We start from the raw sequence: 16,471 nt of genomic DNA, 5'->3' as shown, positions 1-16,471 counted from the left end.
GGCAGAACTATAAAGCGATCAGGGAAATTTCTATGAAGAGCTGATGAGCTTTTGCGCGAGTCTACGCAGCGGCAATGACAGAGTCAGGTGTGATCCGTCCAACTGAAAAGGCGTAAGAAAAGCTACAACAAAGGTAGGTAGAGCTGGTTAGTTGTTAGCGGTCAGCGGTCAGCGGTCAGCGGTCAGCGGTCAGCGGTCAGCAGTCAGCGAATAGTTGTCACTCAAAACTCTCTAGCGTAGCGGCGCAAAGCGCTACTCAAAACTCAAAACTCAAAACTTTCTTACGCTTCACGGCCTCTCGCCCCTTCGGTTTCATTGATTTGTGTTCCCTATCGATTTGATGCATGACTGGTTCCCCTTTTACTGCCGAACGTCTACTTTTCACTCCGGCAAACGCAACTGCTGATGCGGTACCGACAATTTTTGCTTTCCCCAACACCTACAGCGTTGGGATTACCAGCCTCGGCTACCAGGTGGTGTGGGCAACTTTGGCAGCGCGTCCTGATGTGCAGGTCAGCCGCCTGTTTACGGATGCCCAAGAGCCGTTGCCGTCAGAGCCAGAACTGCTAGGCTTTTCGCTGTCGTGGGAATTGGATTATGTGAATGTTCTGAACCTACTGGAGTCGTTGTCGATTCCGATTCGGGCAACCGAACGATCGAACGCTCAGCCGCTGGTGTTTGGGGGTGGCCCAGTATTAACAGCGAATCCTGAACCGTTTGCGGCGTTCTTTGACATTATTTTGCTGGGCGATGGTGAGTTGCTGCTGGGTGAGTTTATTACTGCCTATCAAGCAGTACGCCATGCCGATCGCGCCACCCAACTTCGCCAATTAGCCCAGGTGCCAGGAATTTACGTACCAAGCCTGTATGTAGCGACGTATCACAGTCCTGACGGTGCATTGGAGTCGATCGTGCCGGTCGATGCAACCATTCCAGCACAGATTGAAAAGCAAACCTATCGAGGCAATACGCTCTCGGCATCCACGGTCGTCACTGAGAAAGCGGCGTGGGAAAACATCTACATGATTGAAGTGGTGCGGAGTTGCCCGGAGATGTGCCGCTTCTGCCTTGCCAGCTATCTGACGCTACCGTTTCGGACAGCGAGTGTGGAGGAGTCGTTAGTGCCCGCGATCGCGCAAGGGCTGACTGTGACTGATCGTCTCGGCTTACTGGGCGCCTCCGTAACCCAACACCCTGAATTTGAGACGCTGCTAGATTATCTCAATCGTCCAGATTATGACCACGTGCGTTTAAGCATTGCCTCGGTACGCACGAATACGGTGACACCCAAACTCGCGGCAACGCTGACGAAGCATGATACGCGCTCGATTACGATCGCGGTGGAAAGTGGGAGCGATCGTCTGCGACAGATCATTAACAAAAAGCTGACCAACGATGAAATTATCCAGGCAGCGATGAACGCCAAAGCCGGTGGACTCAGCAACCTCAAGCTGTATGGCATGGTGGGCGTTCCGGGTGAGGAACCAGAGGATCTCGATCAAACGGTGGCAATGCTGCGCGACATTAAGAAAACCGTGCCCGGATTGCGGTTGACCTTCGGTTGCAGCACCTTTGTACCAAAAGCCCACACGCCCTTTCAATGGTTTGGCGTCAATACTCAGTCTGAAAAGCGGCTGCAATGGCTACAAAAACAATTGCGCCCTCAAGGGATTGAGTTTCGTCCCGAAAGCTACAACTGGTCGGTGATTCAAACGCTGCTTTCCAGGGGCGATCGACGTCTTTCACAGTTCCTGGAGCTAACACGGCATTATGGCGATTCACTGGGCAGCTACCGTCGCGCGTTTAAAGAGCTTCGAGGCAAGCTTCCTAACCTGGATTTCTATGTCTACACTGACTGGCAACCAGAACAAGTGCTGCCCTGGAGCCATTTAAAGGGACCTTTACCGCAAGCCACACTGCTCAAACATCTGTCAAGTGCAAGGGAGCATTTTAAGCAGCCGATCGAGGCGATGTAGGAAGGGTGGGGGAACGAAAGTTTTGAGTAGCGCTTTGCGCCGCTACGCTAGAGAGTTTTGAGTTAATGGCTGAAAGCTGACCGCTAAAAGCTGATGGCTGACCGCTGACCGCTGAACGCTATAAGGATAAGGGAGAGGAATGCAGAATACAGCAGAATATTACTGCGCTTACTGTGGTGAGGAAAACACCACGTTTGTCGATTTCAGCGGTGGCAACCAGCAATCGTATGTGGAGGATTGCCAGGTTTGCTGCCGACCCAACATTCTCTATGTACGGATTGATGAAGAGACGCTAGAGATTGAAATAGACAGCGAATACGAAGGTTGAAAGGGCGATGCTTCCCATAACAGTAAGGCGATCGCCATCAAACAACGCACCAATCATTTGCCTGCCTCGCTCAGACACTTAAGGCTCTGCGTCGCTAGCGAATCAGGTTTTCTGCTGAGGGCGAACGCAGCAAAGGCGTTGCTGATTTGAAGGATGAATCTCGTAGAGACGTTTCATGAAACGCCTCTACAGCAGAGACAGGGATTCACAAAGCAACCCCATCAGCAACGCCGAGGCAAGTACTATGCCAGCGACTTACCTGTCTTACTGAGTAATTTACCAAACTTCTGAATGGGACCTTTGAGCCCCCGATGCGCGTCTGAAGCCGCTTCAGTGGTTTGTTCACCGATTTTGGTCAGCGCATCGGCAATGTCAGAGGCCTTGGCGTTTTTGCGCTTGAGCGTTTGCTTGAGTTCCTTTAAGCCGTTGGAGATCTCTTTCAAGCCCTCGTTGTCAGACTTATGCAGTAGGCCGTACCAGTGATCGATCGCGCCCACAGCCGTATCCATATCGAGCTTGGACAAGTCACCTTCTAGCGTTTCGCTCAAGGACTCGATTTGTTCAGACGCTTCTTTGTCTTCCGCTTTACCAAGCGCTTGCCCTGCTTTAGACAACTGCTTACCCAACTTCTGGAGGGAAGTTTTGAAACCTTTGTCAGCCTCAGACGCAAGATCGCTGGTTTGGTCGCCAATGTGAGACAGCACTTCGCCAATGGCATGACCCGTTGCTTTACCACCTTTCAGAAGTTGCTTCAGTTCCTTCAAACCCTCGGCAAGTTCCTTCACTGCTGGCTCTTTGGACTTGTGCAGCGTACCGTACCACTCGTCGATCGCACCAAGAGCCGTATCGGTGTCAAGTGCCGTCAAATCGGTGTCTAAATTCTCCAGTAGGGAATCTAGCGCTTGAGTATCAGCACCATTACCGTGATCAGCGGCAACCGCTTTCGAAGCACCATCGCCTTGCTTGTGCTTTTGTTCGTCTTCTTGGGCAGCATGCTTGCTCTTAGAATCTTGCTTATTAGTCATGGTGTTGATTGGGTGACAAACCAATGAAGTACAGGCCTCAGCCTATAAAGCTAAAAGCAGCATTTCCTCATACTAAAGAGCCAACCTGTGCGTCAGTGGCAGTGCGCTAGATGGCTCGATCGAAAGAGGTCTCATTCTGTGCTTTAACCTAAGGGATTCGCCAATACACTGGAAAGCTTGAGCCGTTGTAGAACACGTCCAGCACACTTCAGGTCGATCGTGCTTCAGGTCTGTCGCACTGTAGAGGCAGGGTGCGCCAGCAATCATTACGGTGTCAGTATTGGAACGCAGGAGCTTAGAGCTATGTCGAAAGAATCACACGTGGAGCAAGGGATCATTTCGCAGGCCGCTCAAGCAGCATTGTCTAGCCAGCTAGAGGCAGCAGAAGACCTTAATGTTGATGTGCGCACGGATATCTTGAAAGCCGCTCAGGGTAAGGCAGATTCTGTCGCGGTTAGCGGTCAGGGAGTCGTGATTCAGGATGTGCGGGTGCAGGAGATGACCGTACAGACCGATCGCCTGTCGTTTAACCTACTCAACGCCCTGCTGGGACACTTAGAGTTAGACGAACCACTAAATGCAGCAGCGCAGGTAGCGTTGACAGAAGCCGATTTGAACCGGGCAATGCAGGCAGAGGTCGTCACCAGTAGATTGCCTGCGTTAGAGCTAGACATTGAAGGAGAAGTCGCCACCGTAGAGCTGGTGCATCCATTGGCAGTGAAGCTACCGTCCGACGGTAAGATTGCGCTCAATGGGGCTGCCCTTTTGCACAGACAGGGGAACAGCCGACAGGTTGAGTTTGCAGTCGTGATTCTTCCCCGTACTGATGAACACCCTGTACGGCTTGAATCGTTTGCTTGTGACCCAGGCGAAGGTCTTGCGATCGAGGTTACCATCGCCCTTCTACAAAAGTTCAGAACACTGTTAGAGCAACCGTCGATCGAGATTGACGGCATGATCATTCAAGTAAAGCGGTTGGAAATCCAGACGGGCAAACTGCTGCTTGAAACGGCGGCTCATGTGCCTCAAATCCCTTCGTTGTAGATCGTTTACCTTGAATAGCACTACCTTGAATAGCACTACCTTGGAGAGCTACAAATATCGGGATAGAAGCGTCTCAAGCTGCGCGATCGCGATCGGTTTGCTGAGATAATCATTGGCTCCAGCGGCAATGAATTTTTCACGATCGCCACTCATTGCCATTGCTGTCACCATAATAACGGGAATGTGCCGTACCGCCTTTTGGGCGCGGAGTTCGGCAAGTAGCTCCAAACCACCGCGATGGCTCGCCAGCTGCACATCGAGCAAAATTAGGTGAGGCTGCAAGCGGTGAACGGTTTCTAAAAAGCGATCGCCATCACTCAGATGTTCCACTTCGTGCCCAAACGCTTGTAAGTAATCCTGTAGTACGATCACGCTACAGGGATCATCTTCCACAATCAGGATGCGTTGCGATGTCCAGCCTTGGGCGTAGAGTTCTTTAGCCGCTGGCACCGCCACCGTAGGCGGCAAAAAGGGCATCTCTACCACCTGCGCATCAGGCAGGTACAGCGTAAAGCGACTGCCCGATCCAACCACCGAGGTCACTGTGATATCACCACCGTGCAGCCGAGCGAGGTTGCGGGACAGCGCCAAACCCAGCCCTGTCCCGGCATACTGGCGGTTTAGTTGACTATCCAACTGCGAAAACGGCATAAAAAGTAGGGGCAGTTGTTCTGTGGCAATGCCGATGCCCGTATCAGCCACCGTGAAGGCAATCCCCTGAGACTGCTTTTCGACGATAAGCGTGACCGTACCCGTGGGCGTAAATTTAATGGCATTAGACAGTAAGTTAATCAAGATTTGCTTCAGTCGACGTTCGTCTGCGATGCAGGTACCGACCGTATGATCAAATTGGCTGATCAGCTGTAAGCCACGATCGTAGGCTTGCTCCCGAACCAGAGTGAGACAATAGTTGCAAAGGTCGAAAGCCTTGATTGGCACCACCTCAAGGGCGTCTTGTCCAGATTCAACTTTTGCCAGATCCAAAATATCGTTAATCAGCAACAGCAGGTGATCACCACTGCTATGGATATGGCTCACGTATTCTGCCTGCTTCGCATTGAGAGTCCCAAAAATTTGCTGCTCTAACAGTTGAGACAAGCCCAGGATGGCATTGAGGGGAGTGCGTAGCTCGTGGCTCATTGTGGCAAGAAACTCGCTTTTGGCACGATTGGCAGCTTCTGAGAGGAGCTTTGCATACTCCAGTTCCTGAGTCCGTTCTTTAACGAGGTGCTCCAGGCGTTCGTAATCTTGGGCGTTTGAGATCGCGATCGCGGTTTGATCGGCAATCCGCTGGAGCAATTGGATCTCTTCTTCTGTAAACGTGCGGCAGTGGGTGGTGGTTTGCAGGGCGATCGAACCAAACAGTTGACCGTGGATTAAGACGGGACATGCCAGGACAGAGAGAGTGCCTGCCTGCTCAATCTGTTTTTGACGGGTTTCAGTGAGCGATTCCTGGCGGTAGTCTGGCGAATGGAAAAAGCGACGTTTGTAGAAATCTGATTCCGAATCTAGCAAATCGGGCCAGTCTGACAGCGGCACTCGCAGGCTAAGCTGAGAGATGACTTGGTCGGTTGCCCGCCATTCGTTTCGCACCTGTATCTCGTTCGTAATGGTCAAAATCAGGACACGATCGACGTTGAACGCGCCTCCAACGAGGTTGGCGATTTCTTGCAGAATGTAATCAGCATCCAGGCTGGAGTTGAGCGTCTGGCTAATCTGGTTGAGCAGTTGTTCGCGCTGTGCCTGCTGTTGTACCTGGCTGAACAGTTGTGCCTGTTGAATGGCGATCGCCACCTGCGTTGCCAGTGGTTCTAGCAGAGCAATTTCAGAAGTCTGCCACTGCCTCGCGCTAGAGCACTGATGCACAGCTAAAACACCCCAGAGCTGATCGCCTTGCACGATCGGCACTACTAGCTTGGCTTTGACATTGAGCCGCTGCATAATTTCCAGGTAATCAGCAGGGAGTCCCAGTTGAGCAGTATCGTTGACGACGAAGGTTTCACCCTGCTCATAGGTTGCTTCTTGATCGCGATACCAGACTACATGAGTGCTGTTTTCTGTATGGATATCCCACTCAGGGGCAACCGAATCTGCTACCAGAATGCCCGTAGGCGAAGCATTAAAGCGGTAGATCAGCACACGATCGGTCTGTAAAAACTGGCGCACTTCGGCCACGGTACGATCGAGAATCTCTTCCAGGTTGAGCGATTGGCGAATGCGCAGCGCGATCGCGCCCAGCACCCGATCGCGCTCTGCCTGCTGTCGGAGTTGCGCTTCAGCTCGCTTGCGATCGGTGATATTACGCTCGATTGCCAGCACCTCATCCTTACCGCAAACCACCATCCGCGATTCTTGATCGCGCTGCTCGCCGTTGATCACAATTTGATATTCGTACGTTTGCACCTGACCGGTTGCCAAGGTTCGCGCAATGCACTCCAGACGTTTCTGTGCTAATTCCGGCGGTAAATAGTCCTGAAAGTTTCTGCCAATGATTTGATCAAGCGGCAGCAACAGTTCACTAGTGGTATCGGCTTTGCAGTCCAAATTGGTACCCGCCCGATCATGACGCATCCAGAAGTCGGGAATCACATTTAAGAGCGCGCTGGTCTTTGCCTGGCTTTCCCTCAGGGCCTGCTCGGCTTGCTTTTGCTCGGTAATATCGCGTCCGGTTGCCTGATATTCGATGACATTACCCTGCTCGTCAAACAGGATGCGATCAGTCCACTGATGCCACCGCAATTCACCGTCAGCCGTGATAAACGGTTGGTCTGAGGTCAGCGCTGGACACTCGTGGCTGAGTGCAGCAAGCTTTTGCCGAATTGCGTCCCGAGCGTAATCGGGTACCAGCAAAATAAAGTTTTGCCCAATCAGTTCAGCGTGGGTTTTGCCATGACAGCGACAGTAGGCATCGTTGACAAAGGTAAGGGTGCCGTCTGGCAAAAAGCGATCGATCATCTCCGTTTGATCGTCAACCACGGCTCGATAGCGGGCTTCACTCTGCTGCAAGGCGAGCTCTGCCTGTTTGCGATCGGTAATGTCTTCGCCTGTCCCTTCGTAATACAGCAACGTGCCGTCTGTGCCGTACACAGCGCGAGCATTCTCTGAGATCCAAATTTTGCTGCCGTCTTTGCGGTAGACCTGAGACTCAAACTTTGCAACGGTACCCTGCGTTTGCACCCGGCGGATGAACTCAGCGCGGCGATCGCTATCCACGTAGACTTGATGTTGAATATCCGTCAAACCTGCCATCAACTCTTCTGGTGAATCGTAGCCATAGAGCCTTGCTAGCGCTGCATTGGCACTCAAATAACGACCATCAGACGTGGATTGAAAGATCCCCTCGATCGCGTTTTCAAAGATACTGCGATACCGTGCTTCCGCCTGCTGCAAGGCGGCCTCAGTCTGGCGTCGTTCAGCAATTTCTGCTTTTAAAGCGGCGTTTGCCTGCGCTAATTCTACCTGCAGCTCTAGCATTGCCTGCTCTTGCTTGTGCTCGGTAAGATCCACTGCAACGCCAACAAACCCGATCGCCTGACCGTCAGCATCGTGCAGCAAGGCATTGGTCACCTCTGCCCAAACCTGGCTACCATCTTTGCGTTGCAAGGGCAGTTCCCCTCGCCAAGGAGTACCTTTCGTTGTGTGCGTAAAAAATTTGCGGTCGTTTTTTTGACCATCTGCATCCACTAACAGCACATCGATATTTTTGCCTACCACTTCAGCGGTTTGCCACTGAAACAGCACCTCTGCATAACGATTCCAGTAGGTGATCTGCCCCTGTCGATCGGTTGCAATCACAGCCTGACAAACCTGATCGAGCAACAATGCCTCGAAAAGCACAGGCTGCGAAGGGTCATAGCTTTGACCTTGCGTCGATGGCAGCAGTGTTTCAAGGTCTTGCTGCTGGCCTTCGATAGCAAAGATTTTTTTTAACGCTTCAAAGGCGGCGTCATCTCGACAATATTCACGCAGACTCTCAAACTGCTCTGCTTTCATGCACGTTGCTAAATGACCTCTCTTTACCGTAGCAATAACCTCTAGCTTTCTGGTAGAGACCACTTAAGGTGGTTTCTACTACATTAAGCAAATAGCGCCATTTGAAGATCAAAAAAGAGCCACTATTGCTTTGCTAACATCAGTCAAGGTAGTCATTGAGTGACCTCACTGCACCGTAAGTCATAACCCTTATTGCGGTTAACTTCGGAGCGAGAGAGAAACACAACGCATCGGGGATAGATGCCACTACGTCCTAAAACGAACACGCTTTCTAAAACGAGCGATCGACCAGTGCTCAAGCAGCGAGATCGATTGAAGAATGATAGCTTATCATTCAATCAATGACAGCTACAGCAACCCTATTTCCTCTAAATGTTACTCTGTTTGTGCGGTTAGCTTCCAGCGTTGCGGTTAGCTTCCAGCTTTAAAGTCAGAGCGAACCACCAGCTGCTTAGAGAGCCCGCCAATCATCAAGGATGAGAGCTTTGATGTGGACGTGTTGGATGCCCCTGAGCAGTCATCAGACAAATTTGACTAAGAATTAGTTTAATCTTTATTCAAAAACAATGCAAAAAGAAACTGCTCTTTTCAACAGCAATGCCTCAAATTTCACTTCATGATTTGGTTGCCAAAGCTCACTCTGGTGAGTTTCTGATCAGCTTCCCTACAGACACTGTGCCAGCACTGAGCGTTCGCCCCGATCGTGCCGACCTGATTTTTGCTGCCAAGCAGCGCCAATTGGATAAACCGCTCATTTTGATGGCAGCGACGATCGCGGAACTTTGGGCCTACGTCGCTGGCAGCCCCGCAGAACGTCAGCTCTGGCAGCAGGTTGCCGATCGTTACCTACCTGGAGCCTTGACGCTGGTGCTACCCGCCAGCGATCGCGTACCACCCACTATGAACCCGAAACAGCCGACAACCATTGGGGTGCGAGTGCCCAATCACCCGATCGCGATCGCCATTCTTACTCAAACGGGCCCCCTGGCCACCACCAGTGCCAATCGTTCTGGTCAACCAGCCTTGCAAACAATGGCTGAAATTGCTGTTGCGTTTCCGCAGGTGTTCACGCTCTTGCCATCAGCAGCCAGCACGTTAGCAGCCAGCGCCAGCACGGCTAGCCCATCCGGTGTGCCCTCGACTGTCATCCGGTGGACTGGAAACGGTTGGGAAATTTTGCGCCAGGGGGCTGTGTGCTTGAAGGACGAGGAGTTGAAAGAGTCATGAATTGGACTGATTTAGTATGGTTGGGACTAGGCGTTGGACTGGGATTGAGTTGGCGCTGGCGATCGCCGCTCACAGAGCCAGCACCAAGCGATCGCTCAGCAGAGCAAAACCAGCCTCACTCGCTGCAATCATTGCAATTGGCTTACCAGCTAGCGACTGAAATGAGTCAGTTTAAGGGAGGCTTCCTGGCGCGCACCTCGCATGAGTTGCGATCGCCGCTCAACGGCATGATTGGGATGCAGCAGCTCATTCTGTCTGATTTGTGTGATAACCCTGAAGAAGAGCGCGATTTCATTGCCCAAGCGAACCAATCGGCGCTGAAGATGATCAAGGTTCTAGACAGTGTGCTGGATGTGGCAAGGCTGCAACACGGCACACTGAAGATGGAGCTACAGCCGCTACAGCTAGCGTCGCTGCTACAGTCAGTGCATGACTTGACGTACCTTCAGGCAGCAGACCGTAGTCTTCAGTTCCGGGTGACGCTCCCCGACGATGACCTCTACGTAATCGCTGATCCACAGCGCTTGAAACAGGTATTACTTCATCTTGTTGATGAGCCGATCGCCCAAATGCAGGAAGGCAGCATTGAGGTCTCTGTCCAGGTGTCGGTCGAAACGGGATACGCCCAGATTTGGGTTGACAGCGATCGCTCGTTCCCACTGAGTGAGCCGATTGACTTACTCCATGCGCCTACTGCGACCTCAGATGTTCCTTCTCCAGGGCTAAACCTACTCACCTGTCAGATGCTCATAGCCTTGATGCAAGGAACCTTGACGATGGCGCATGTGCCCTCAACCACTGCAACAACTGCCGATGACGCAGCAGGAAAACGACTACGGTTCCAGTGCTCTATTCCTCTGTTAGTGCCAGAACTGGATTAAGGTGATTTTCGAGAAACAAGGTGCCGCTTGATAGAGAGCAGGCTTTGCCAGCGTCTTTGACTCCAGTCGATCGCGTTGGTGTCAAACCTGCCCCTACGGGTCTTTTGTTTGCTAGCAATCTCCTAAAGACAAGCATACTATGGCAAGCCTTGATAGACCGCTTCGGCAACTCGCTTGAGGCGACGGAGTTGTGCTTGCATGTCGTCACGAGTCCAGTTGATGGCAAAGGTGTTGAACCCAAAGCGAATCAGAGGATTGGGAATACTGCACTCAAAGCGATTCAGCAAGCGCGTACCTTGCAGCTCAGGGTTACATTCCCAACGATCGCGCCCTTTGAAAAAGCCGTTAAACTCCCACACAATCAAACCGGGCTCGCGTTGGATCACTACACTGTTGAGCGTTGGCTGCAAGATGGGTACCTGAATCACAAATCGGCTACGACCACCCAACGCTGTCGACCACTCGTCGATCGGCTCACAGCGCAACGCCGGATTCAACCAACGATGCATCAAGTCGAGATCGGTGAGGCACTGTTCCACGGTTGTGGCACTGGCATTAATTTGAATGGATTGCTCAAAAACCTGTAGCTCGGACATAATTTTCTCAGTCAAGCTTTATTCTTTATAAAGATAGATGTCTCGATCGCTAATACCACGTAGGTTAAGCTAAACCATTTTGCGATGGTGTTACACATGTCTGGAAAAGTTAGCAGTACCAAAACTTAAGGTCATTCGTTTTGGCTTCTCAATAACGTTAAGACAGCGTTCGTAAATCGAAATCAAGACCTTAACGATTATGCGGTATATCTCTAATCAGTGAAATTGACCCACAGGTCGTTTTGTACGTTTTCTGCCGAATTTGAGGTTAATCAAGGCAATGATGGACGGATTTTTACAGCACTTTGAATATCCATTCAGGCTGCAGGCATCTGCTTTAATAAGCGGCCTGTTGGCACAAGCCCCACCGCCTGGACCAATCGATTCAAGCCCAGTCGTTTCACCTGTGACTCAATTTCTGGCGGCGCTTGGGTTAGGGGCCTTGGGTCCAACGGTGCTGAATCTCGTTGGTGCCATTCTCATTCTTGTGATCGGCTTGATCGTTGCGTTAATCGTCAGCAAGGTTGTTGCTGGGCTCCTCAATCGGACGGATATCGACAACCGTATTGCTAGGTCAGTGCTGCGGCAGCCACCGGGTAGTGAGCCGTTTCAAATCGAGAAGCTGATCGCCAGTATTGTTTTTTGGATTATTGCGGTTGTCGCAGTCGTGGCGTTTCTGGATGCGCTGAAGCTCACGACAGTGTCTCAACCATTGAATAATTTTCTGATTCAGATTTTTGCGTACTTACCGAAGCTGGGCGCGGCTGGAATCCTGGTGGCGATCGCGTGGCTCTTGGCAACGCTGGCAAAAACAGTTGTCATTCGGATTGCCCAGGGCTTTGCGTTAGACGAACGTTTTTCGCAGACTGCACAGAGCGGAGAGGTCACGCCAGTCGCTCCTAGTGAAACTCCGTTTTCGTTGAGTGAAACGTTGGGCAGCGCGCTCTATTGGCTGATCTTTCTGTTCTTCTTGCCGCTGGTCTTGGGTGTGCTGGATTTACAGGGCCCGCTCCAGCCGGTGCAAAATTTGCTGAATGACATTCTGGCGGCTTTGCCCAAAATCCTGAAAGCAGTGCTGATCGGCGTGGTCGGTTGGGCCATTGCTCGTATCGTGCGCGGCATTGTGACGAATTTGTTGACGGCTGCCGGAGCCGATCGTCTGGGCGCACGCTTTGGCTTAAGCCGTAGCACTGGCGGACAGTCGCTGTCCTGGCTAGTGGGTACGATCGTCTATGTCTTGATCTTAATTCCGACCGCAACAGCTGCACTGGATGCCCTCCAGATTCCTTCGATTTCTGGTCCCGCAACAGCAACGCTCAATCAAATCCTTAGTGCGTTGCCGCTCATCTTTACAGCGGCACTGATTTTGATTGCCGCCTATGTGCTTGGGAAGTTTGTCGCCGATCTAGTAACAAACATTTTGACGAGCATCGGCTTCAACAACATTTTTTACTGGTTGGGGATTCAAGCAACGCCGTTTACATCCATAACGCCACCGCCCACAGCGGGACAACCCACCACACTGCAGGAATCTGGCTTGTCAACAGTGCCACCCACACGCACACCCTCCGAAATTGTCGGCGTGGTCGCACTGGTGGGCATTGTGCTTTTTGCTGCCGTTGCCGCGATCGATGTGCTGAACTTCCCCGGTCTCAAGGCAGTCGTACTAGGACTGCTGACGATCTTTGGCCGCGTGCTGGCAGGTTTGGTGGTGTTTGCGATCGGTCTTTACCTGGCAAACCTTGCCTATAGTCTGATCAGCAGTTCCAATACGTCACAGTCAAAAATTCTCGCTCAAACAGCACGAATCGCGATCATCGCACTAGTGTCGGCCATTGCATTGGATCAAATTGGTGTGGGACCCGATATCGTTAAACTCGCTTTTGGGCTCCTCCTTGGAGCTGTGGCAGTGGCGATCGCGATCGCCTTTGGTTTGGGTGGTCGTGATGCTGCTGGCGAACAGGTACGAGAATGGTTGACATCATTTAAACAAAACAGACCACCCTACTAAGGAACGAGAATTTAATAAGATGCAATTCTGGGGTAGGGGCTTGTCAATGCCAAGCCCCTAGAGCCGAGCGATCGTTCAGGTTATTTAATCCACGATCCTAAGCAACCTTTGGCTTAAACTCCCATCGTGGGGACATGGGATTGCGATTGCTATGTCCCCACAGCTATGTCCCGACAAAAGATGTCACGTTTTCAATTTCAATGGGTAGCAGAAAGGTTTCTGACCTCACTCTGCACAACTGCGATCTCGGCTAGAGAGGCTGGTTGAAAAGTTTTCGCTCATAATGTTACCCGCCCGTGATGTTCAATCAGGGGCGGGTAACTTTTACTTCAGTGCCGTAACATATTGCGGTTCCAGCACTTTCGATAGATCAGGCACGGTTTGGATTTGCCCCTGGTCTTTCAGAAATGCTGCCAGTTTGGTCATGGGCTTCAGTAGATACTGGTCGCTGCTAGCATCGCCCAACATCGCAATGTTTGTTGCTTTATCAGGAATGCGAATGCCTTTAAGCTGTTGATCCAGTTCCTCTGGCTTGATTTTGAGTTTGGCGGCACCAATTTCCAGTCCTTCTTTGCGATTCGTTGCCAAGAACTCAACCCCTTTCAGGTTACCTTCCACAAATGCAGCAACCGTTTTAGGGTTTGCCTGGATAAATTTGGAGCTAAAGAGGTAAAGATCCGCGATCGCCGTCGGCATTTGCTTCGAGCTATAGATCACTCGTCCATCTTTTTGAGCCGCGATTGCCTTGTCACTGAACGGTGAGTAAGAGTAGGCAATTTCAACTTTACCTGCCTGGAAAGCCGCTGCAGCAGCATCCGGTGGGGTGTTGACTAACGTTACATCTTTTCCGGTCAGCCCCGCTTCTGCCAAAATTTGCAGCAAGAAGAAGTGACCAATGCCGCCTAACTCGACAGCAACCTTTTTGCCTTTAAAGTCTTTGATGCTTTTGATGCTGTTACGCGCCAGGATGACATCTGCCCCAACGGACGTATCTTCGACTGTCACAATTTTGAAGTCCACGCCTTTGGATGCCAGCGTAACCGCTTCGGAGGTCACGGGTGCCAAGCCATCAAGCTGACCCGATGTAAACGCGGGAAAGGCCTGTGCCACGGTGTCGAAGACCTTAATTTTCAGGTCTAAGCCTAAGTCTTTAAAGAAGCCTTTTTCCTGAGCAATGTAGAGTGGCGTGTTGCCAATCCAGGTCGTGATCCCGATTGATGCGGCGACCACCCCACCAGCAGCGCCTCCACTGGCAGTTGACGATGAGGATGACTGTGCAGAAGGTGCTTCGGGTGGCTTAGCACAGGCATGGACGCTGGCTCCTGCGATCGCGCCAGTCATCATCCATAACGCTTGTCGGCGCGTCCAACGGTGAGATTTAGAGAAGTTCATCAGTGCTGCCATCCATAAGATTCAAGGGCAAATTGTGACATTTGCGACAGGCGCAAAGTGCAATGCTTGATACACCACGACATGTTACAAGCTCTGAAGCTTTCTAACCACGACTAAATCAGCCACGATTAAACTAGCTACGGCTAAATTCATGACTGATCGCTGCGGCAATACTAGCAGTGATTTGCTCTGCCATCATGGCACCCTTTGCAGCGCTACCACCTTTGGCAGATGACAACACTCCTGACGGTGGCACCCACTCTGTGCGAGTCGGATACATATCATAGGGTGGGAAGTCAGCGGGACTGTGATCTGGAAGCTGATCCAATGCCACTAGCTCAGGGTAGAAGTGCAGCATGAGCGAGGTTTCAATGACGGCAGCGTGCTCCAGCGCAAAGCCTGGAAAGCCGTCGGGGAAAACATGTTTTAACGTCTCTTCGGTGCAAAAATCCCAGTATTCTAAGCGCATAATGCGGAGCGGATTGGTTGTGCCAAGTGCGCGCATGGCAAGGTCAATGCCTTCAGTCAGAAACCATTGGTTTTCGTAGTGCCCATCAACGACGACAAGGTTTTTGACTCCGTGACGAGCAAACTCGCGAATGACATCGCGCGTGATCTGGCTCAAACTCTGTCCATCCAGGCTAGTAGTGCCAGGAAAGTGCTGCCCACCTCCTGACTTGGGCTGCGATTTGTAGCCATAGCTAAGGGTGGGTGCAACTAAGCCATGCACTTTGGTAGCAACGGCTTGAGCGATCGCCGCACTCAACAAAGCGTCCGTTCCTAAGGGCAAATGCGGGCCATGCTGTTCCAGTGCGCCACAGGGCAGCAATAACACCAACCCGTCATCCTGCAGGCGCTCTTGATAGGCAACCCAACTTAATGAACTCATTAATACAGTCATACCCATCCCGTTGCTTTTTAACATGTTGTAGCACCCCTGTCTTAGCGTGGTTTTGGGCAATCAAAGCGTAGCTTGCGACACTGAACCCCACCGAATGTGATCGCGGTTTCAACGATTTTCGCGATTACTGCGGTCAATGCTAGTGGTTGGATTTGAGCGCAAAACTCGCCTCTACAGAGAGCCGCCCGATCGCCATTGCATCAGGTATCGGGCAAAATCAAGAAGCGAGTCAATATTGGGGAGTGACCGATGGGACGATTGGATGGCAAAGTGGCACTCATTACGGGTGTAGCATCGGGCATTGGGCGATCGGCGACGGAACTTTTTATGGCAGAAGGTGCAAACGTCTTTGGCGTTGATCGCAATGAAGCGGCAGGGCAATCGCTCACAAAGACCTTGAATGCAGACGGACGGTTTCAGTTTTTTGCTGCCGATCTGTCTGTCGAAGCAGCATGTGCTGCCGCCATTAACCATTGCCATAACACTTATGGACGCATCGATGTTCTTTACAATAATGCGGGCATCGCAATCATCGAACCCTTTGCTAGTACGAATGCAGAGACGTTGGAGCAAGTACTGTCAGTCAACTTTAAATCGGTCTTCTACTTGTGCCAGCAGGTGATTCCACATATGCAGCGACAGGGCAGCGGCGTTGTAATTAACACAGCCTCGGAACTGGCGATCGTGGCGCAACCGCTTTATGCCGCCTACTGTGCTAGCAAAGGAGCCGTTCTGTCGCTCACCCGTGCGCTAGCGCTGGAATATGCCAGAGAGAATATTCGTATCAATGCGTTGTGTCCCGGCCCCATTGAGACGCCCATGCTGCAAGGTGAATTTGACCAGGCAGCTGATCCCGCGCAGGCAAAAGCGGAGGGTATTGCCACAATGCCGATCGGGCGACTCGGCAACCCAGTAGAAATCGCTCAGGTAGCGCTGTTTCTCGCCAGTGATGCCCCCGCCTTGCTTCATGGCTCGGCGCTTGTCGTCGATGGTGGTAAAACGATTCTTTAACAGGTGCTTAGGAGATTTCTAGGAATGAATTTACCCGCTAGCAGGTTGAATAAGGATATCCCATTTTGGTAATTCTGGATTGCGTT

General features: G+C 51.6%; 12 protein-coding genes. 7 read left to right on the top strand and 5 right to left on the bottom strand.

Annotation, left to right across the window (positions count from 1 at the left end; all coding sequences use genetic code 11):
• Positions 1-344 precede the first annotated feature (344 nt).
• A complete protein-coding gene (locus C7B82_RS08930) occupies positions 345-1,976 on the top strand; it encodes a B12-binding domain-containing radical SAM protein (RefSeq protein WP_106255948.1) in 1,632 nt (543 codons plus the stop codon).
• Between the two features lie 139 nt (positions 1,977-2,115).
• The gene (locus C7B82_RS08925) at positions 2,116-2,304 is read left to right on the top strand and encodes a CPXCG motif-containing cysteine-rich protein (RefSeq protein ID WP_106255947.1); all 189 of its coding nucleotides are present in this window, start codon (positions 2,116-2,118) and stop codon (positions 2,302-2,304) included.
• Positions 2,305-2,546: 242 nt separating this feature from the next.
• Here the strand turns inward: C7B82_RS08925 and C7B82_RS08920 are convergent, their stop codons facing one another.
• Positions 2,547-3,329 (bottom strand): hypothetical protein, encoded by a 783-nt coding sequence (locus C7B82_RS08920; protein WP_181357414.1) that lies wholly within the window; start codon positions 3,327-3,329, stop codon positions 2,547-2,549.
• A gap of 303 nt (positions 3,330-3,632) precedes the next feature.
• On the opposite strand from C7B82_RS08920, the gene C7B82_RS08915 reads away from it, so the two are divergent.
• Positions 3,633-4,373: an LmeA family phospholipid-binding protein gene (locus C7B82_RS08915; protein ID WP_106255946.1), complete on the top strand. Its 741-nt coding sequence runs from the start codon at positions 3,633-3,635 to the stop codon at positions 4,371-4,373.
• 48 nt (positions 4,374-4,421) lie between these two features.
• Here the strand turns inward: C7B82_RS08915 and C7B82_RS08910 are convergent, their stop codons facing one another.
• Positions 4,422-8,366, bottom strand: coding sequence for a PAS domain S-box protein (locus C7B82_RS08910; RefSeq protein ID WP_106255945.1), 3,945 nt, complete (start codon positions 8,364-8,366; stop codon positions 4,422-4,424).
• A 597-nt stretch (positions 8,367-8,963) separates the two neighbouring features.
• Here C7B82_RS08910 and C7B82_RS08905 point away from each other — a divergent pair.
• Together C7B82_RS08905 and C7B82_RS08900 are read left to right on the top strand one after the other, a co-directional pair.
• Positions 8,964-9,593: an L-threonylcarbamoyladenylate synthase gene (locus C7B82_RS08905; RefSeq protein WP_106255944.1), complete on the top strand. Its 630-nt coding sequence runs from the start codon at positions 8,964-8,966 to the stop codon at positions 9,591-9,593.
• Positions 9,590-10,474 (top strand): sensor histidine kinase, encoded by an 885-nt coding sequence (locus C7B82_RS08900; RefSeq protein ID WP_106255943.1) that lies wholly within the window; start codon positions 9,590-9,592, stop codon positions 10,472-10,474. Before C7B82_RS08905 ends, C7B82_RS08900 begins: the two co-directional genes overlap by 4 nt.
• Before the next feature lie 137 nt (positions 10,475-10,611).
• On the opposite strand, the gene C7B82_RS08895 is transcribed toward C7B82_RS08900, so the two are convergent.
• Entirely contained in the window at positions 10,612-11,085 is a 474-nt protein-coding gene (locus tag C7B82_RS08895; RefSeq protein ID WP_339375073.1) for an SRPBCC family protein, read from the bottom strand.
• A gap of 391 nt (positions 11,086-11,476) precedes the next feature.
• Between C7B82_RS08895 and C7B82_RS08890 the strand changes: the two genes are divergently transcribed.
• A complete protein-coding gene (locus C7B82_RS08890) occupies positions 11,477-13,081 on the top strand; it encodes a mechanosensitive ion channel (RefSeq protein WP_245939803.1) in 1,605 nt (534 codons plus the stop codon).
• A gap of 324 nt (positions 13,082-13,405) precedes the next feature.
• On the opposite strand, the gene C7B82_RS08885 is transcribed toward C7B82_RS08890, so the two are convergent.
• Together C7B82_RS08885 and C7B82_RS08880 are read right to left on the bottom strand one after the other, a co-directional pair.
• Positions 13,406-14,473, bottom strand: coding sequence for an ABC transporter substrate-binding protein (locus tag C7B82_RS08885; protein WP_106255991.1), 1,068 nt, complete (start codon positions 14,471-14,473; stop codon positions 13,406-13,408).
• Between the two features lie 133 nt (positions 14,474-14,606).
• Entirely contained in the window at positions 14,607-15,374 is a 768-nt protein-coding gene (locus tag C7B82_RS08880) for a creatininase (protein ID WP_106255990.1), read from the bottom strand.
• 249 nt (positions 15,375-15,623) lie between these two features.
• On the opposite strand from C7B82_RS08880, the gene C7B82_RS08875 reads away from it, so the two are divergent.
• The gene (locus tag C7B82_RS08875; RefSeq protein ID WP_106255940.1) at positions 15,624-16,385 is read left to right on the top strand and encodes an SDR family NAD(P)-dependent oxidoreductase; all 762 of its coding nucleotides are present in this window, start codon (positions 15,624-15,626) and stop codon (positions 16,383-16,385) included.
• Positions 16,386-16,471: the final 86 nt, after the last annotated feature.

It is taken from the genome of Stenomitos frigidus ULC18, assembly GCF_003003795.1.
Lineage (GTDB): Bacteria > Cyanobacteriota > Cyanobacteriia > Leptolyngbyales > Leptolyngbyaceae > Stenomitos > Stenomitos frigidus_A.
Note: the sequence above shows the minus strand (reverse complement) of the source record. Positions and strands in the feature narration are given on the sequence as shown.